The 17,850-nt window shown below is 59.9% G+C and carries 12 protein-coding genes; 7 read left to right on the top strand and 5 right to left on the bottom strand.

Annotated features, from left to right (window positions below; genetic code table 11):
• Nucleotides 1-38: 38 nt before the first annotated feature.
• From G536_RS30875 to G536_RS0117775, 4 genes are all read left to right on the top strand, one after another.
• Nucleotides 39-743, top strand: coding sequence for an SMI1/KNR4 family protein (locus G536_RS30875; protein WP_022824957.1), 705 nt, complete (start codon nt 39-41; stop codon nt 741-743).
• Nucleotides 744-802: 59 nt separating this feature from the next.
• Nucleotides 803-1,444, top strand: a complete 642-nt coding sequence (locus tag G536_RS0117785) for an SMI1/KNR4 family protein (RefSeq protein WP_022824956.1) — start codon at nt 803-805, stop codon at nt 1,442-1,444.
• Between the two features lie 8 nt (nt 1,445-1,452).
• Nucleotides 1,453-1,935 (top strand): DUF6985 domain-containing protein, encoded by a 483-nt coding sequence (locus G536_RS0117780; protein ID WP_022824955.1) that lies wholly within the window; start codon nt 1,453-1,455, stop codon nt 1,933-1,935.
• Nucleotides 1,936-2,146: 211 nt separating this feature from the next.
• Complete coding sequence (locus tag G536_RS0117775; RefSeq protein WP_022824954.1) at nt 2,147-4,516, top strand: DUF5682 family protein; 2,370 nt, start codon at nt 2,147-2,149, stop codon at nt 4,514-4,516.
• Nucleotides 4,517-4,601: 85 nt separating this feature from the next.
• On the opposite strand, the gene G536_RS0117770 is transcribed toward G536_RS0117775, so the two are convergent.
• Nucleotides 4,602-7,208, bottom strand: coding sequence for a M1 family metallopeptidase (locus G536_RS0117770; RefSeq protein WP_022824953.1), 2,607 nt, complete (start codon nt 7,206-7,208; stop codon nt 4,602-4,604).
• 234 nt (nt 7,209-7,442) lie between these two features.
• Here G536_RS0117770 and G536_RS30870 point away from each other — a divergent pair, with 234 nt between their 5' ends.
• Together G536_RS30870 and G536_RS0117760 are read left to right on the top strand one after the other, a co-directional pair.
• Nucleotides 7,443-9,701, top strand: coding sequence for an ATP-binding protein (locus tag G536_RS30870; protein ID WP_022824952.1), 2,259 nt, complete (start codon nt 7,443-7,445; stop codon nt 9,699-9,701).
• 39 nt (nt 9,702-9,740) lie between these two features.
• Nucleotides 9,741-10,097, top strand: coding sequence for an Imm51 family immunity protein (locus G536_RS0117760; protein ID WP_022824951.1), 357 nt, complete (start codon nt 9,741-9,743; stop codon nt 10,095-10,097).
• A gap of 86 nt (nt 10,098-10,183) precedes the next feature.
• On the opposite strand, the gene G536_RS0117755 is transcribed toward G536_RS0117760, so the two are convergent.
• Nucleotides 10,184-10,951 (bottom strand): DUF6348 family protein, encoded by a 768-nt coding sequence (locus tag G536_RS0117755; RefSeq protein ID WP_022824950.1) that lies wholly within the window; start codon nt 10,949-10,951, stop codon nt 10,184-10,186.
• Between the two features lie 31 nt (nt 10,952-10,982).
• Nucleotides 10,983-13,415: a zinc-dependent metalloprotease gene (locus G536_RS0117750; protein WP_022824949.1), complete on the bottom strand. Its 2,433-nt coding sequence runs from the start codon at nt 13,413-13,415 to the stop codon at nt 10,983-10,985.
• Between the two features lie 339 nt (nt 13,416-13,754).
• Between G536_RS0117750 and G536_RS28610 the strand changes: the two genes are divergently transcribed.
• Nucleotides 13,755-14,876, top strand: coding sequence for a VWA domain-containing protein (locus G536_RS28610; protein WP_022824948.1), 1,122 nt, complete (start codon nt 13,755-13,757; stop codon nt 14,874-14,876).
• 62 nt (nt 14,877-14,938) lie between these two features.
• On the opposite strand, the gene G536_RS28605 is transcribed toward G536_RS28610, so the two are convergent.
• Together G536_RS28605 and G536_RS0117735 are read right to left on the bottom strand one after the other, a co-directional pair.
• Nucleotides 14,939-16,555, bottom strand: a complete 1,617-nt coding sequence (locus G536_RS28605) for a family 43 glycosylhydrolase (protein WP_022824947.1) — start codon at nt 16,553-16,555, stop codon at nt 14,939-14,941.
• A gap of 199 nt (nt 16,556-16,754) precedes the next feature.
• Nucleotides 16,755-17,813, bottom strand: coding sequence for a glycoside hydrolase family 43 protein (locus tag G536_RS0117735; protein ID WP_026880324.1), 1,059 nt, complete (start codon nt 17,811-17,813; stop codon nt 16,755-16,757).
• Nucleotides 17,814-17,850 lie beyond the last annotated feature (37 nt).

Raw genomic sequence — 17,850 nt, 5'->3', positions numbered from 1 at the left:
CTGCCGTTACTTAGTAACTCATTTATTTGCCCCACTGTATGGATTCGACCTTACGCGCCATCGAGGCACATTTCCGAGTGCCTTTGCCGGCGCTCTACGTGCAGCTTTATCAGGACGGCATGCTGGATTGGTTTCTGGATGGCGGGCTTCCAAACCCCAACTGGTACCGCGACATTTACCCGCAGCTTCGGCAGCGCCCACCCGTGCTGCTCTACGCCCAGGATTTCGAGCTAATTGCGCCATCGGAACTACTGGAGCAAGACCTCATTTGTGAGCCCTCGCCCGAACGCCTGTTCATCCCGTTTGGCACAACCGGGGCGGGCGACTTGTACTGCTTCTACCCAACGCTAGCTGAAAACGGCCAGTACCCCGTCACGCTGACCTGGCACGACGAAGACAAAACCGAAGTCCTGGCCCCTAGCCTTGAGACCTTTATTTTCCGGGAAATGCTGGCCAAAGTCACCGCCATCGACGAATATTCTCTGGAAGGCTACCCCGACTTTGAAGCCCTGCGGCAGGATTTGTTACTCGCTGCCGACTCCATCCGGCCCTACCTGAAACCCGCTTGGAACAACATTCTGGACACGGTATACCGCCTGCCCTTGCGCACCGAAACCGTGGTACTGCCCCGCACGCAATACACCATTCAGTGCCTGCTTACCACAACCGAACTACAGGAAATTCTAACCAAGGAAATGCCTTTCTCCTACGGCAGCCACACCTTTTCCTGCCATCCGGAGTAGCGCGGGCTTGCGTTGCTGCCTAGGTTTTTAGTTGACGTATTTCACTTATTTCCGCCAGTATGCCCCACGATTCTCTGACCCGTATCACGCAATGGCTAGCCGCCCACGCGCCACGCATCTTGCACGAGTCGCTGAACCCCGGCGCTACCGACGAGCAGTTAGAGGAGCTAGAGGCAGCGGTGGGCAAGCCCTTGCCGGACGACTATAAGGCCCTGTATCGGTGGCACAATGGGTTGAACGAGGAGGCCGAGAATTGGGGCAGCTTGTTCTATGGCATGAGTCTTTTGCCGTTGGCTGAAGTGCTGGATGCCTACCTCTACCAAGCCCCACAAACCCTGACCTCGCCCTTACTACAGGCGGCCCCCACCCTGAAAAGCGCGGTAATGCAGAATCCGTATTGGCTGCGGCTCGGCTTTGATGGCTCGCATAGCTGGCTGCTCCTTGATCTTGACCCTGCGGAAACCGGCAGCTATGGGCAGGTGCTTTACGTGTACGAACTAGATGAAATCGGCTTTCGGGTGGCCAGCTCGGTAACGGAGCTTTTACGCACTTTCGCCCACGACCTAGAACACGACTTATACACGCTCGACGAAGGAGCGGCCGACGACGGAAACGAGTTTCTGGTGCCGGCTGCGCCCATCGACCCCGGCAATTACAACCAGCCCGGCCGCTGGCAACACGCCCTTTCCCACACCGCCTAATCTTCGCCATGCTGACGCATCCTTTTTGGGGAGCTGTAGAAGAAAGTTGGGCGGGCCTCTCGGCCGAGCACCCGGTTTCGGTACCTGGCTTCGAGAAGCAAGTCGAGGTTTTCTTGGGCGACGAACTCTTCGAGGAAGACGAGGAGTACGACCTCACGCCTACGCAACTCGACGAGTACGCCGCTACTTTCCAGAATTTTGTGGCCGACGCTCCGCGCGTGCTGGCCCAGCTAAAGCAGCGCGCTTTCGAGCAATACCAGGAGCTTTACGCCGCTTTCTACGACGACCCCGCCCAGTCGGGGGCGCCGCCTCTGCACCTGACCACCCCCGACCAGCACTTCGCCTACATGCAGAACCTGGGCTACCTCCGCATTTCCGATAGCCACACGCTCCGCCTCATCATCCACTACGACCTCGACCCGGAACACGGCCTGGAAATCAAGTTCGTGGACAATGCGCTGGCTGACTTGGGAGGCATTGCCGAAACCTAAGCTGTAACGTTGCCATTGAGCCCGTTGCTGCGCTACCTACTTACTGGCTCAGGGCCGGCCGCCGGCAGAGCCCGGTCCCTGCTGATTTTTCGCTTATCTAAAATTCGGGTTTTGGAGCTTATTTTTCAAAAAGCAAAATATAAGCTCCAAAATCAGTAGCCTATTTTTCGCAAGTAAAAAGTAGGCTACCGCCATCTATACCGCCGCTCCTATGCCCACGCCTGACCTCCGCCTCTTCGGTATCCGCCACCACGGGCCCGGCAGTGCCGCCAGCCTGCGCCACGCTCTTAGCGAGTATCAGCCCGACATCGTGCTGCTGGAGTGCCCTGCTGATGGCGAAGCGGCCGTGCAAACCATCATTCAGCACCCCGATTTGCGGCTGCCGGTGGCGCTGCTGCTCTACAACCCCAAGCAGTATCAGCAGGCCTCATTTCTACCCTTCGCCACGTTCTCGCCCGAAACGCAGGTGCTCCGCTACTGCCACGAGCACGGCACCCACCTACGTTGCATGGATTTGCCGGCCGCGCTACGATTCGCCCTGCCCGATGCAGTAGAGAATGTGCCGGCAAGCGCCGTACCTCCCATTATTCCAACGGAAGAGGATTCGGTTGTTGGCACCAACGCTGAATTGGAGGCGCAAGAAGAAGTAGCGGCACTCGTAGCGCCCGAACAACAGCCAGAAACCAGTTCCTCCCCTCTTTTAGACGAGCCGCAGGAAGTGCCTCCCGTTGAGCAAGTCCGCCGCGACCCTATTTCCTACCTCGCGGAGCTGGATGGCTACGACGACGGGGAACGGTGGTGGGAGCTGCGCTTCGAGCACAGCGCCGGCCACGCCGATACGTTTGGGGCGGTCCTCCACATGATGACGGCCCTACGGGAAGAGTTGGCGCTGCCGGAAAGTCCGGAAACCTTGCTCCGCGAGGCCTTCATGCGTGAAACCCTGCGCAATACACTCAAGCAGGGCTACCAGCGCGTGGCAGTGGTATGCGGCGCCTGGCACGCGCCCGTGCTGCAACCCGACCTACTCAAGCGAGAGGACAAAGCTCTACTCAAGGGCCTGAAGAAAGTACCCATCGAAGCTACCTGGATTCCGTGGACCTACGAGCGGCTGTCGTACAGTTCGGGCTACGGGGCGGGCGTGTTGTCGCCGGCCTGGTACGAGCTACTGTTCACCGAGTCGCACACCGAAGTGGTAACGCATTGGATGGTACGGGCGGCGCGGCTGTTGCGCGGGCAGGACCTGGATGCGTCGTCGGCGCATGCTATTGAGGGCGTGCGGCTGGCCGAAACGTTGGCGGCTGTGCGGGGCCGGGCGCTGCCGGGCATCGAGGAGTTGCAGGAAGCGGCCGTGGCTATTTTGGGGGGCGGCTACGAGGAAGCACTGAGTTTGGTGCATCGGGAGCTGGTGATTGGGGTGTGCATGGGCGAAGTGCCGGCTGAGCTGCCCGCCACGCCCTTGCAGCAGGATCTCACGCATCAGCAGCGCCTCACCCGCCTCAAGCCCGAAGCCGCCGCCCGCACCCTCGACCTGGATTTACGCAAAGAGCTGGACCTCAGCCGCAGCCACCTACTGCACCGCCTGCGCCTACTGGACGTGCCGTGGGGCCAGCCGCGCCGCGCCCAGGGCAAGGCTGGCACTTTCCATGAGCTATGGGAGCTGCAATGGCAGCCCGACTACGCCCTACCCGTGCTCGACGCCGGCCGTTGGGGCAACACCGTGCTGGATGCCGCCGTAGGCCGCGCCCGCCAGCGCGCCACCGACGCTCCCGACCTGGAAACCGTCAGTACACTGCTGGAAGAAGCCCTGCAAGCCGACCTCGGCCCCGTCATAGCCGCGCTGGTAGCCCGCTTGGAAACCCTTTCGGCCGGCACCCGCGACGTGACGCACCTACTGGCTGCCCTGCCGCCGCTGGTGAACGTGCTGCGCTACGGCAACGTGCGCCGCACCGAAACCGCCCAAGTAGTCCAGGTAGTGCACCACCTTGTACCGCGCATCTGCATCGGACTACCCCAAGCCTGCACCGGCCTCGACTATGATGCCGCCCGCCAGTTCTTGCCCCGCCTCGAGGGCACGCACCAAGCTATTCGGCTGCTCCAGAACGATGCCCAGGAAGCGGATTGGTACGCGGCGCTGGCTGTGGTATTGCGCAACCCGGCCAGTTCGGGCCTACTGGCCGGAGCTGCCGGGCGCCTGCTTTTCGATGCCCATCAGCTTTCCTCGGAAGATGCCGGCACTGCCCTTGGCCTAGCCCTAGCGCCCGCCCAGCCCACCGCCTATGCCACCGCCTGGATAGAAGGTTTCCTGAGCGGCAGCGGCCAGCTTTTGCTACATCATCGCCCTCTCTTCGCTCTACTCGACCAGTGGCTAGGCGAATTGAACGAAGACACTTTCCGCGAAATCGTGCCCCTGTTACGCCGCGCCTTCACCGACTTCAGCCACCCGGAACGTCGCCAATTACTGGACTTGGCTGTGCAAGGCGGCCAACCGGTAGCTGCCGTGGCAGTAGCGGAAGATTTCGACCTAGAACGAGGCCAGCGGGTGCTGCCGTTGCTGCGCGAGCTGCTGGGGTTTGCGGTATAAGCTGTTTAGAAAGCCCTCGGGCCGTCATGCGTTGCGGGGCTTGGCATGCTGGTTCGGTCACATTCTCACCAATTTCGCCTGCCCTTTACTTGACCAGCTTTTCGGCCCGAAACAAATCGTCGGCGGCTTGTAGGAGCTTGGCGCGCAGCTTGGGGTTGTAGTGCGGGTGCGCAGCCAGAAACTCCCGCACGGTGCGGGCGGCGGCGGGCGTTTGGTAAGCGCCTAGGGTGGCTTGCAGCCAGGAAGAGGGAAAGAAAATGTCGCCGGTCTGCTGGATTTCTTCGAGTAGCGCCAGGCTTTCGGGTAGGTATTTCTCGGAAGTAGCGGCGCGTAGCGGATGGTGCAGATAGCCCAGCGCCGACACCACCCAGGCTTCTTTCTCGCGGTTCTCTTCGGCTTTCAAGCCCGCAAAAAAGGCGTCACGGGTGGCTGCGTCGGGGGCCAGGGCGGGCAGCAGGAACTGCATGCGCTTTTGACGGTCGGGGTTCTGGATGCGGGCGAGCTGCCGGGGCAGAATGGGCTGCGTGGCCGGATAGTCGCGCACGGCCAAGGCCAGGGCCAAGTCGGTGTAGTCGTCTTCAGTGAGCTTGACGCGGGCGGGCGCTTTCTGCGTTTCCCAGATGCGGTAGAGCCGGGCTTGCGCCGCGCTGGTCAGGGCCACCGACTGATAGGTTTTGAACAGTAGCTTTTGGGAGTTAGGCGCCGACGTTTTCTGCATCGCAGCCCATAGGTCCGCCTCCAGCGTCGGGCCCACGGCCAGACGCTGAGCGGGGCTAAGAAAATGCCAGAAGATGGCGCTGGCCTGTCCTGTGAGTAGCTTCAGGTTCAACTCCTCGGGCTCCCGGGTGAGGGCTGGGCGGTAGGCATTGAGTAGCGCCAGAGGCGTAATGGCCTGCCCGTTGAGCATGTTCTCGTACAGATTGACGTAAGTGGCCGCCCGAGCTACCGAACTCTTCAGACTCGTTACACTAGTAAGCAGCTCCGGCGCAGTTGGGAACACGCCGTAGCCAATTCCGGTGACATTGAACACGATGCGCTTGGGCAGAAACGCTATCCGGGTTCCCTTCTCTTGGCCGTCCATCTTCACCGTCACCTGCTGCTGCTCGCCGCTGGCCGACTCTACCAGCACATCGAATTCCTGGGGCCACAGGCGGTCGGAGCCGTCCTCGGCCGTTTGGGTGACGTAGATGCCGTAGCGTTGGTCGTGGCCGCCGCTGATACGGTAGCTGAACACCGGCCGGCCGGGCTGGTTCACCCACACCTGGTTCCAAGCTTGCAGGTCGGCGGGGGTGCGGGCGTCGAGAATGGCAATGAGGTCGGGCCAGGTGGCGTTGCCGAAGCTGTATTTTTTCAGATACTCCTGCAACCCCTGGCGGAAAGCCTCTTCCCCCATCAGGCGCTCCAGCTGCCGCATCATAATGGGTGCCTTGTGGTAGATGATGTTGCCGTAGAGCGAGCCGGCATCTTTCAAGTTGTCAAGGTTTTGCCGAATGGGGTTGGCGCCCGCGGTGCGGTCCACGCCGTAGGCGGCCGGGTAGTGGTCCACCACGAATTTGAGGTCGTAGTTGGAATTGGGCACGGCTACCTGGGTGATTTTGTCGGCCATGAAGTTGGCAAACACCTCTTTCATCCACACATCATTAAACCACTGCATGGTCACCAGGTCGCCGAACCACATGTGGGCGGTTTCGTGGCTGATGAGGTTGGAGCGAGCAATTTTCTGGTCCTGGGTGGCGCCCTCGTCCAGAAACAGAGTGCTGGCTTTGTAGTCGATGGCCCCAACGTGCTCCATGCCACCGTACTGAAAATCGGGCAGCGCCACGAAATCAAACTTGCGGAAAGGGTACGGAATGCCGGTGTACTCCTCCAGAAACTTCAGCGCGTCGGCGTGAACTTGGAAGATGGGGTTTAGACTGAGCTTCAGCTTGTCCTGGTCGGTTTCGCGGTGCAGAAATTGCATGTTGCGGCCAGCCAGGGGGCGGGATATCCGCGTGAACCGGCCAGCCGCAAACGAGAACAGGTAGGTGCTGATGGTGTCGGAGGGCGCGAAGCGGAGCGTCTTGCTTTCGCCCACAACGGTGGAATCCTGCAACGGGCCGTTGGCCAGGGCCTGCCAAGCTTTCGGGAGCGTGAGGCTGAGCGTGAACGAGGCCTTGAGGTTGGGCTGGTCGAACACCGGGAACACCGTGCGGGCGCGGTCAGGCACCAGCAACGTGTACAGGTAATCGTCGTTACGGTTAAGGCTCTGGTTGCCGGCCACAAATTCGATGCGTACCTCATTGGGGCCGGTTTTCAGGCTGGCGGCCGGCAGAACTAGGTGCTCTTCCCGAAAATCAGGTGCCGCGAGCTTGCCATTAATAGTGAGACTTTTGAGGTGGTCGGCCTGTTCCTTGAAATCGAGCTGCACGGGCTGGCCGGCATCCGTCAGATGAAATCTGATAGTTTCGGTGGCAGCAATAGGGTCGGCCTTGCGGGGCGGCACGGTTAACGCCAGCTGATAGCCCAGCCGAGAGATACGCCGGGCCCGGTCTTCGGCCAGCGCTTGGCTCACGCCCGGCACCACCGCTACGGCAGCCACGGGCGGGGCAGGCGGCACGCTGTCGGGGGTAAGTGCCAGCGGTTTGGAGCAGGCCAGCAGCGCCAGCAACAAGGAAAAACGGGCGCCGTGTGCGCAAATGGCCGAAGTAGTCATGCCCCGGCAAGGTCGGGCGAAAAACGTCCCTGGCCAACTAACGGCGGCCGCAGGCTACACTAAAAAGTTGAATACTTTGGAGGGAGCGGCGGGAAATTCTTTCCGGTAAATATTCAGTTCTTCAGTTCTACTTCTGTATTTTTGAGGGTTAACCCGGCCAAACTAAACCGTTGCGCGGCTTATACCATCCGTTGGCGTTTTGCTGTCCAGCTTTCGATTACTTGTTTTCTTTTTGTGCACTTTTTCCAGACGAGGATTCTGTTAGGCGTATTACTGCTGGCTGGCGGGCTGCTGGGCAGCCGTTCAGCGCAGGCCCTTCCTCGCAACTACTGGAACACCAACTACGACTCGCTACGCCGCACTCTGCCGCAGCAGCCAACTGATACGGCCCGCCTCCGCACCCTGGTCCAGCTGCTCGATATCACCGAACTCAGCGACGCCCAGCGCCGGGAGCAGGCTTTGCCCTTGCTGGATGAGCTGCTGGCCCTCAACCAGCAACTGCCGCTCCTTGATGCGCGGCCACACCGCCACCTGCGTACCGGCCTCGGCCTATGGATGCAGGGCGGAGCTGATGAGCAGGCCCTGAAGGAGTTACACCGCGCTATTGTACTCTTCGACCAGGCCCATCACCCCGTGCCGAAGCTGCTCATCGACCTGGCCCCGCTCTATAACCGCATGCACCAGTCGGCAGCCCGGCTAACGTATTTCCGGCGGCAGCTCGCCTACTACCGCCTGCACGACTACCGCGAAAATGCGGCGGCCTGCTACCTGGTGCTAGGTGGCAGCTACCGCCACCTCGGCGACTTCAACCAGGCCATCAGCTGCTTTCTGCACGCCGCCGACTTATTCCAGCACTTCGACCGGCGGCTGTATGCCAATGAGCTGATGGTAGCCGGCAACACGTATGCCGAATGGGGTAACCACACTAAGGCCGTCTACTACCTCCAAAAGGCCGGCCGGCTACTGCGCCATTACCAGTTCAAGGGCTTGCAGGAAGTTTACATTCTCAATGCCCTGTCCCGGCTGTACCGGCAGCTAGAGCAGCCAGCTCAGGCCCTGCGTTACGCCGAACTGGCGGTCCAGGCCGCCCGCCACGACTCCACCAACCGCCCCACCTACACGGCCTACGCGCTGCTACTGAAAGGTGCCGCCCTGTTGCAGCAGGGACAACCGGCGCAGGCGTATCCGCTGCTACGGCGCAGTCAGCAGCTCGCCGATTCGCTGCACATGGACATTTCGGGGCGGCCTGGCGAGTTTATGCTCGATGAAGCCTGGGCCCGCTACTACGTGGTGCGGCAACAGTACGGGCAGGCCGAAGTGCATTGGCGCACCGCACTCCAAAAAGCCACGGTCAGCCAGTTGAACATGTTGCGTCCCAGGCTGCTACAAGAGCTTATCCGGTTCTATGACGCCCACCAACAGCCCGAGCAGGCGCAGCAGTACACCCGAGTGTATCTGGCCCTCACCGACTCGCTGGTACGCACTCAGGGGCGTTTCTCAGTGGCGCAGTACGAAGGCGAGCGACTAGAACAAGCTCAAAACACCCAGATTGCCAACCTGCGGCAAGCTCAGTTGGTACAAACCTTACGCTTGCGCCAACGCAACCTGCTGCTGGGAGTGGCGGTGGGGGCGCTGCTATTGCTGGTGGGCCTTGGGGCGGTGCTTTACAGGCAGCTACGCCGCAACCGGCGTACGTTGGCGCAGTTGCGGGCCACGCAGCAGCAGCTGGTAGCCGCCGAAAAATGGGCGTTTGTGGGGGAAGTGTCAGCCGGTATTGCGCACGAATTGCAAAATCCACTGCACTTCATGAAACGCTTTGCCGATGTCAGTACCACTATGCTGGAGCAGATGAAGCAGCAGAACCAATACAGCCACGCCCCCGCCGGATTGGAGCACGATATAATGGCGGGGCTAAAGCAGAACTTGCAGGAAATTAGCCAGCACGGTACCCGCGCCTCGTCCATTATCCGCGACATGTTGGCCCACTCACGCGCCGGCACCGGCCCCCGCCACCCCACCGACCTAAACACGCTGGTAGCCGAGCAGGCCTACCTGGCGTATCAAGGTTTGCAGGCGCAGGACTCCGCTGCCCAGGTTTCCCTCACCCTCGACCTGGCCCCTGAACTGCCTCTCCTGGAGCTGGCGCCCCAGGACATGGGCCGGGCCCTCCTGAATTTGCTTACCAATGCCTTCTACGCGGTACAGCAGCGCGCCCAAACCGCCGAGTTGGGCTACCAGCCACAGGTGCTGGTCCGGACCCAGCAGCTGGGACGCACCGTCGAAATCAGCATCCGCGACAACGGCCTGGGTATAAATGAGGAAGTCCAACAGCAAGTTTTTCAGCCCTTCTTCACCACCAAGCCTGCCGGCGAAGGTACCGGCCTCGGCCTTTCGCTCAGCCACGACATCATAGAGAAAGGCCATGGCGGGTTGTTACAAGTGAAAAGCCAACCGGGCGAATTCACCGAATTCGTGGTGATGCTGAAAGCATAATCAGCCCTACCAGCGGGTATTTTGCGCTACCTTGTCCGCATGAGTTCTACCTTTCCTTTCGTCGTTTTCAACGTACCAGAGCCCACGCCCGAACGCCAGTACCGTATTGTAGTGGACCTATCGGAGATGGACGACTACTACAACGTGTTTGAAAAGCACGGCTACAGCGGCAGCGGCGCCTCCTGGGTGGAGCACATCGAAACCATCCTGGAAGAGCACGCCCCCGAAATATTGGACCATATAGAGCTGGCCGGCGAGGGCGAAATCTTCCGGGCCTACACCGACAGCCGCGCCACTACCGAGCACTTCCTGCGTCTCATCCACCCCATATTCGGCAACCTCGGCAGCCTCAACAAGTACCTCAGCCAAACTGACCCCGGCGACTTTTTCGAGTAGGAGATTAGCTGTACCTACCTACGTAGTCTTGAACTATCCAGAGCAATAGGTCTGGATGTTGCGGCTTCTTCTGCGGCTGGTTTTGCTCATCGCCCACACTGACGAAAAACAAAGAATTGCTTTTGCCCTGCAAAGTCGCCCGCAGTTGGCCACGCTTCGGTATCTCGTTGAATTACAGTCAGGCCTTCCTGCCACGGCTCGTTATTTAGCATGCACTCTCCAATGAATTCTCCATCAGGCAACTTGCTGGCGTACACCTTCAGCCACTGAATAGGCTGAGAAGTTAGATGCTGGAGTAGATAAGGCTTAAGCAGGGTTAGAAAATGATGGTCATCTGTTTGGTCTATTTGTCGAGCCCAGACACCTTGTAGCTGTAGCTCACTTACTAATGGATGCCACAGCACCTCGTTGGTAGCTGAGACAATATCTAAATTAGGTATATGGCATCCTTCTAACGCCTCTATTACTACGTGCAGCACACTATGTAAGTAGTTTTGAACGCCCCTGTTTATGGCGTCAAAATCATTTTCTCCAATGCCAGCCAAGCATTCCACTATAGCTCCCGGGAAAAATTCTGGGTGCCTTAGCCGCATATCTAGCCCCAGCACGATGATATCAGGATGCTCCGTTCGCTCTATTACGCTGGCTTCTAGCGTCAGCATATAAGGCCTGAGGACAAACTCGTCGCCCTGTTTTTCTATTTGCAGGTCTGGGAAAAGGACAGGCAGTTGAGTGAAGATTTGTTCATGCAGTAGATTATCCAGTGTAGGTGCATCTGGTTCTGGATTGGCTACAACAGGGGCACTAGGAGCATCACTACGGAGTACTTGACGCAATTTTCTTAAGAATTTCATTAGGATAAGCTTATGTAATTATAGGTTTCCTTTAAAACCCTTCACAGCCGGTGTCGCCGATGGGGGCGCCGTCGGGCATGGGGAGGGCGGGTGCGGGCTGGAACTTGTCGGGGGCGGCTTCAAACTGATTGATGGTGCGCAGCGCGGCGAAAAGGGTGGCTTTGCGGGCTTCGTCTTTGGTGCGCTTTTCTTCTTTTTGCAACCAGGTTTTCAGCTCCTCTACTTTCAGAGAGGTTAGAGCCCGCACGTTGGCGGGAGCTTGCGGGGCAGCGGCCAGCGCCAGCATATTGCGCAGCGTGAGCGTGTTCACAAGCAGTTGCAGCTGAGCAGTATATCCGGCTTCAGGCTTGCTCTGCCAGGTGCGTTGCACCAGCTTATCTAGCACTTCGGCCAAGCCGGGCTGGGCGGCATGGCGGGCGTGGTATTCTTCCAAGCGGGCCGCCCGCTGCGGATTCAGCAGAAACTCCAAGGTGGTAGCCGCCGCCGATTCGGCCGCGCCAGTAGGGTCGAAGGTGAGGCCAGTGCGGGTGGGAAAGGTTTCGCGGCTGCGGTTGTAGTTGACGGGGCGCGGCGGAATCTTGGCTAGCAGTTCCTCGGAAAGTGCCAGCTCCTGCGGCGAAATCGTGCGCATGAGGGCTTCGAAGGCCTTCCATTGCTCGGCGGGCTCGACTAGCTGCGTGATGGTTTGGCCGTCGCCTTTCACGGCATAGGTGTAGTAGAGGCCGCCTATTTCCTTGGACGCCGCCTCCACTTGGTAGCGCTGGAGCAGGTAAATCGGGACCAGCACTTCTTCCAGCATGGCCATCGGCTGGCCCGGCGCCAGGGCTTTTTCCGAGAACCGAGCCAGCAGCTTCTGGCGGATATCCATCAGGCGGTTCAGCTCATCGGCGGCGTTGGCGCCTTCGTCCCAGAGGTGCGCGGCGGGGTGCGCCCCGCCGGCCGCACGGGCATCGGCATCCGACATGAATACGTAGCCTTCCTTGAGCGTCTGGTTGATAATAGCCTTCAAGCCAGCCACTTCGTCGGCTTGCGGACCGAAATCCTGGTAGCCGTAGAGGATGGCGCGCTTGTCCCAGCTGCCGATGCCCACGGCGTAGGCGTCGCTCAGGTCGATGGTGCCATCGGGGCGCAGCTTGATGCGGGGCATGGGGTAGTCCATCACCGACGACCGGTCTTTGCTGCTCGCCGAGTAGTTGTGGTAGAGGCCCAGGGTGTGGCCGACTTCGTGCGCCGCCAGTTGGCGCAGGCGCGCCACGCCCATTTGCAGCATTTCGGGGCTGGTGGGCTTGCCGTCTTCGTAGGGCTGCAACAACCCCTCGGCAATCAGGAAGTCTTGCCGCACCCGCAATGAGCCCAACGACACCTGCCCTTTGATGATTTCGCCGGTGCGCGGGTCCACGATGGACGAGCCGTATGACCAGCCCCGGGTGGAGCGGTGCACCCACTGAATGAGGTTGTAGCGGATGTCCATGGGGTCGGCGTCTTCGGGCAACAGCTTCACCTGAAAGGCGTTGCGGTAGCCGGCCGCCTCAAAGGCCTGGTTCCACCATGCGGCCCCTTCCATTAGGGCCGAGCGCACGGGCTCGGGCGCGCCCCGGTCGAGGTAGTAGATGATGGGCTCCACCGGGTCACTCACGGCGGCGGTAGGGTCCTTTTTCCGGAGCCGGTGCCGTTCGAGTTGCCGCTTCATGATGGGCTGGTCGATGGGCGTGGCGTAATCCATGTACTCGTTGGCGTAATAGCCGGCGCGCGGGTCGAAGGCGCGGGGCTTATACTGCGCGTCGGGCAGCTGAATTAGGGAGTGGTGCATGTGCACCGTCACAGCATTCGGATCGGGCGTTACCGAGCTGATTTCCCGTCCTTTGGCTTTGCCAATCAGCGTAATAATGGCTTCAAACTCGGTGTTTTGCGGAAACGCCTTGGTGTTGGGCATGAATACTGCCGAGCGACTTTCTTCGGCTTTGAAGCTGCCTTGGTTGAGGGCTTCCAACTTGTCGCCGATTTGGTGACTATCGCGCAGCAGAAATGGGGTCAGGTCCACCAGCACGCGGTTACCTTCCTGCGCTTCCGCCTTGAAACCCCAAAGTACCGACTGCGCAAACGCCTGCTCCACCGATTTCCGCTCGTCGGTGTTGTCGCTCACCGCGCGGTAGCGGTAGTTAGGTTGCAGCAGCAGAATCTTCGGGCCGCTACGCACGAATTTCACAATGCGCGTCTGCCCGATCTGGCCCCGGTCCAGGCCTAAATCGTTGGAGCCAACCCCGTTGGGCAACGTGCTAACGTACAGCACCTCTTGGTCGAGCTTGTCGATTTCCAGCAGAATCCTCCCGCCTTTTTCGTCCCAGTAAAACGGAAAGAAGCCTGCGTATTTCTGGAGGCCCTTGGTTTTTTCAGCCAGGGTTTGGGCGGAAGCCAGCTGAGCGCTGAACGTCAGAAGCAAAAGAAGCCAGTAGTATTTTTTCATGCACAGAAAGGATTACAGAAAGCCAAGGTAGAAAGCTAACCGAGTACTTCAGCAACGGACGGCTCTTGTTATTCATGAGGCGGGGTGAAAAATGATAAAAGGCCGTCAGGCAGAGGCGCAGCCGAAGCATCTCGCTTGCTGACGCGGAATCACTAACCTGCCATCAGCAGGCGAGATGCTTCGCGGCGCTCTGCATGACAGCCTTATTTGCTTGGCGGCGGCTCACTCCTCAAATAGCGCACCCAGCCTGACGTTAGCCAGAACACCCGGCAGCAAGTCGGCACCTTGGGTAATTGCCAATTATGCCGTTACTTGACCACCTATCCTGCTCCCTCACTTATGCTTGAATCTGCTGCTGCTCGCTGGAAACTGGTACTCGGTTCCGCCGCCGACGCCGACAACCACACGCCCTTCTCGCCCGACTACCAGGGCATGGACCAAGTGCTAACCGCCCTCTACGACGAGCAGGAAGGCAAAGAGCGCCGAGCCGGCCTCGGCGGCTCAGCCCCGCGTGTGAGCCGCTGGCTCGGCGACATCCGCACCTACTTTCCTGCCGACGTGGTGGCCGTGATGCAACGCGACGCCATGGACCGCCTGGGGTTACAGCAGCTCCTGATGGAGCCCGAAATCCTGCGCACCGTGCAAGCCGACGTGCAATTAGTGGGTACGCTGCTGTCGTTGAGCCGGGTGATGCCGCAGAAAGTCAAGCACACGGCCCGCGAGGTGGTGCGCAAAGTGGTGCAGGAGTTAGAGCAGAAACTCTCGAATCCGCTGCGGCAAGCCGTGCAGGGCGCCCTTAGCCGCGCTGTGCGCAACCCCCGCCCCCGCTACCGGGAAATCGACTGGGGCGCGACTATTCGGGTGAACCTGAAGCACTACCAGCCGGCGCAGCGCACGATTATTCCGGAGCGGCTAGTGGGTTTCGGGCGGCGCGGGCAGGCGCTCAAAGAAATCGTACTGTGCCTCGACCAAAGCGGCTCGATGGCCTCGTCGGTGGTGTATGCGGGTGTGTTTGGGGCGGTGCTGGCGTCCATCAAGGCGGTGAAAACGCACATGGTGGTGTTTGATACGGCGGTAGTCAACCTGAGTGAAAACCTGCAAGACCCGGTGGATTTGCTGTTTGGCGTGCAACTTGGCGGCGGCACCGACATCAACCTAGCCCTCACCTACTGCCAGCAGCTCATCACCCGCCCCACCGATACTATCCTAGTCTTGGTTAGCGACTTATACGAAGGCGGCAATGAAGCCGAGATGATTAAGCGCGCCGCTGCCTTGCGCGCTGCTGGCGTCACTATAGTGGCGCTACTCGCCCTCTCCGACGAAGGCGCCCCCAGCTTCGACCGGCGCGTAGCCGAAAAGCTCGCCGCCCTTGACATCCCCAGCTTCGCCTGCACCCCCGCCCAGTTTCCGGAGCTGATGGCCGCGGCTATTCAGGGGAGGACATTGGCTGTTAGCTCTTAGTTGCTAGCTATTAGCTTTACCGTTGAACAGAAAGCCAATAGCCAGCAGCTAAGAGCTAATAGCTAAAGAGACTGGCTATCTAACTCGAACCGCTCGAATGTGGCGGTGGCGGTAACTGGGCCTTTGGCCAACACCCCGGCCCGTACGCCCCGGTCCCAGGGCGGCAGGTAGGTTCCGTTGATGGCGGTGGCCCCGGCGGCGGGCATAGCCTGCCAGGTTTTGCCGTTGTCGGTGCTGTAGTCGAAGCGGAACAGGTTGCCGTTTTCCGCTTTCAGGCGGAAAGTCAGGGCAGTAGCGGTGGGCAGCTTGGTTTCGCTGAGGATTTTCTGCTTGCCCTTTTCCATTTGCCAGAGTTGCAGCTTGCCGCCGCCGGCGGTGAGGGCCAACGTGTTTTCCGGGTCGCCGTGGGCGGCAATGCCGGCTACGGTGCCAGCGGGCAAACCGGCGGGGTTCAGCAGGGTGGTGGTGGCGGTGTAGTTGGCGGAAGTAGTGTGCTGACCGAGTGCGGCGCCGCTATGTTCGGGCCGGGCCGTCAGGCGTAGTTGGCCGCCACGCACAGCCACAGTGGGCCGCTCCTGCACTGGCCATTGCCACGACGGTTGCAGCACCGGCCCGTCAAACTCGTCGGTTAGGTTATTGGCCTTGGCTACAGGGGCGGCCTGCACCGGCACGGAGCCATTGTTGGTGAACTCCGGCCACCCTTCGGCAGTCCAGGTGAACTCACTGATTACGCCTTGACGGCCCACAAACTCAAAGCTGCGGGTGTCGTAGGCGTGGTGCAGCATGTACCAGTGGTTGCCGTGGTTGAACACGGTGCCGTGGCCGGGACAGGCCCACTTGTCGTTCTTGGTGAGGATGGGGTTCTTTTCGTACTTCTCCCAAGGGCCTAGCAAACTCTTGGCCCGCGCCACTCCGGTGCCGTAGGTGCAGGTGTGCCCGCAGCAGCCATTGGCGGCGTAAAACGCATAGAAGTAATCGTTGCGCTTCACCATCGCCACGCCTTCCACTAGGTTGCCTTCCCAGGGCGCGGTGTTGCGGAACAGTTCTTTTTTTTCGCCCACCAACGCGGTGTGCTCCTCGTTGAGGCGCTGCGCCCAAATGGGCGTGGGCAGGTTGCGGCTATTGCCATCTTCTTTCCAAATCAGGTACAGCTCACCCTTCTCGTCGCGCATCGGAAACCCATCAATCGAGCCTACCTCCTGCCCTACCAGCGGGCCCAGGTCGCGGTACGGGCCGGCGGGGCTGTCGGCCACGGCTACCCCTACAGCCAGGTTGCCGCCCTTCTTGTGGGCCGTATAGTAGATGTAGGTTTTGTCGCCTTCCTGGCTGATTTCGGGCGCCCAGAAATAGTAGTCGGCCCAAGCAGGCAGTTCATTTGGGAACACATGCCCGGCCAACTCCCAATCCTTCAGGTTAGTGGATTTCAGCAGCGGAAACACTGGCCCCCAATTCGAGGACGTGGCCGTGGCCCAATACGTGTCACCTACTTTGGTGATGGACGGGTCGGGAAAGTCGCCGGCTAGCACTGGGTTGGCAATGGCAAGCGCCGGCTCGTTGGTTTCCACCTGGGTTTCGGCGGTGCTGGACGTAGGTGTGGTAACGACCGTGCTTTTGGTTTGCTGGCAGGCGCCAAGCAGACTCAGCGCCAAGGCTACGGTAAAGGTGCGGGTTCTTAGCATGTAGGAAGTTTAAAATTCTATTGCGGGCGGCGTTTACAAGCTAAAATCTAGTTCCTCTCCTTTTTTGAGGGGTTAGGGGTGGTTGACTAGAAAGCCAGAGCTAGTAACTATTCTGACGTTTTTACCACCCCTAACTCCTCCTTAAAAAAGGAGGGGAACTAGCTTCTAGTTTTTAGCTATAGCATCATGCAGCCGTTTGCTATTCGCCCGCTGGCTCGGGGAGGGCGACACCGACGGGGGCGGGCGTTTCGAAGTTGGGGGTGCCGTCGGCGTTCCAGGTGAACTTCTGCATCCGGGGGCTACGGGCGTTGCCGCAACCTTTGCCGGGTTCGGCGTTGGCGTGATACAGAATCCAGTCTTCCTGACCGTTCTTCGACTTGAAGAAGCTGTTATGGCCCGGCCCGTAGGCGCGGTCAGCGGGGTCTTTGGTGAATACCGGAGTAGCGGTTTTCGTCCAGGAAGTAGGCAGCATGGGGTCGGCGGTGCCGCTGGCCGTGAGCAAGCCCAGGGCGTAGTCGTCGGTGCTGCAATGGCTAGCCGAGTACACCAGGAAGGTTTTGTCGTTGTGCTTAAGCACTTCCGGGCCTTCGTTCACTTTCGGGTCGCCGATGGTTTCCCAACTCAGCTGCGGACGGCTTAGTTCTGCGCGTGCGCCGGTTAGGGTCCAGGGGTTGCTCATCTGGCAGATATACAAGCGTTGCTCCACCGAATTTGGCTCCTGCCCCGACCATACCAAGTAACGCCGGCCGTTCTGCTCGAGAATAGTCCCGTCGATGGCCCACAAATCCTGGCCGGGCACGGCAATCTGGCCTTTCTCCACCCAGGTGCCGGTAGTGGGGTCGGCGGCGCTATTTTCCAATACCCACATCCGTTGCCCACCGCAGCAGTTGCCTGGCCCGGCCGTGAAGTACACGTACCACTTACCGTCGAGGAAGTGAATTTCCGGCGCCCAAATATCACGTGAGGTGGCGCCGGTGGCCTGGGGCGTCCAGATTACTTTACTTGGTGCCGAACCCAACTCCGACATCTTGGCGGTTTTCCAGAGGGTAAGGTTGCCGCCGGTGGTGTGCATGTAGTAATAGAACCCGTCCTTTTCGTACACCCACGGGTCGGCGCCAGAAACCAGCAGTGGGTTGGTGTACGTGGTAGTAGCCGTGGGCGGCGGCGGCACCGGCGGGGTATCAGGCGATTTTTTGCAACTCAGCACCAAGCCAAGCAACAAGGCGGGCAGCACCATACGGAAGGAAGTTGATTTCATGACAAAGAAAGACGGATGGAAACAGTAATTGCTGAAT

Source organism: Hymenobacter norwichensis DSM 15439 (assembly GCF_000420705.1).
GTDB lineage: Bacteria > Bacteroidota > Bacteroidia > Cytophagales > Hymenobacteraceae > Hymenobacter > Hymenobacter norwichensis.
Note: the sequence above shows the minus strand (reverse complement) of the source record. Positions and strands in the feature narration are given on the sequence as shown.

Coding starts and splice junctions, on each gene's coding strand:
- G536_RS0117735 (WP_026880324.1), bottom strand. CDS start 17,813: ATGAAATCAACTTCCTTCCGTATGGTGCTGCCCGCCTTGTTGCTTGGC.
- G536_RS0117755 (WP_022824950.1), bottom strand. CDS start 10,951: ATGAAATTCTTAAGAAAATTGCGTCAAGTACTCCGTAGTGATGCTCCT.
- G536_RS28605 (WP_022824947.1), bottom strand. CDS start 16,555: ATGCTAAGAACCCGCACCTTTACCGTAGCCTTGGCGCTGAGTCTGCTT.
- G536_RS0117785 (WP_022824956.1), top strand. CDS start 803: ATGCCCCACGATTCTCTGACCCGTATCACGCAATGGCTAGCCGCCCAC.
- G536_RS0117770 (WP_022824953.1), bottom strand. CDS start 7,208: ATGACTACTTCGGCCATTTGCGCACACGGCGCCCGTTTTTCCTTGTTG.
- G536_RS0117760 (WP_022824951.1), top strand. CDS start 9,741: ATGAGTTCTACCTTTCCTTTCGTCGTTTTCAACGTACCAGAGCCCACG.
- G536_RS0117780 (WP_022824955.1), top strand. CDS start 1,453: ATGCTGACGCATCCTTTTTGGGGAGCTGTAGAAGAAAGTTGGGCGGGC.
- G536_RS30875 (WP_022824957.1), top strand. CDS start 39: ATGGATTCGACCTTACGCGCCATCGAGGCACATTTCCGAGTGCCTTTG.
- G536_RS28610 (WP_022824948.1), top strand. CDS start 13,755: ATGCTTGAATCTGCTGCTGCTCGCTGGAAACTGGTACTCGGTTCCGCC.
- G536_RS0117750 (WP_022824949.1), bottom strand. CDS start 13,415: ATGAAAAAATACTACTGGCTTCTTTTGCTTCTGACGTTCAGCGCTCAG.
- G536_RS0117775 (WP_022824954.1), top strand. CDS start 2,147: ATGCCCACGCCTGACCTCCGCCTCTTCGGTATCCGCCACCACGGGCCC.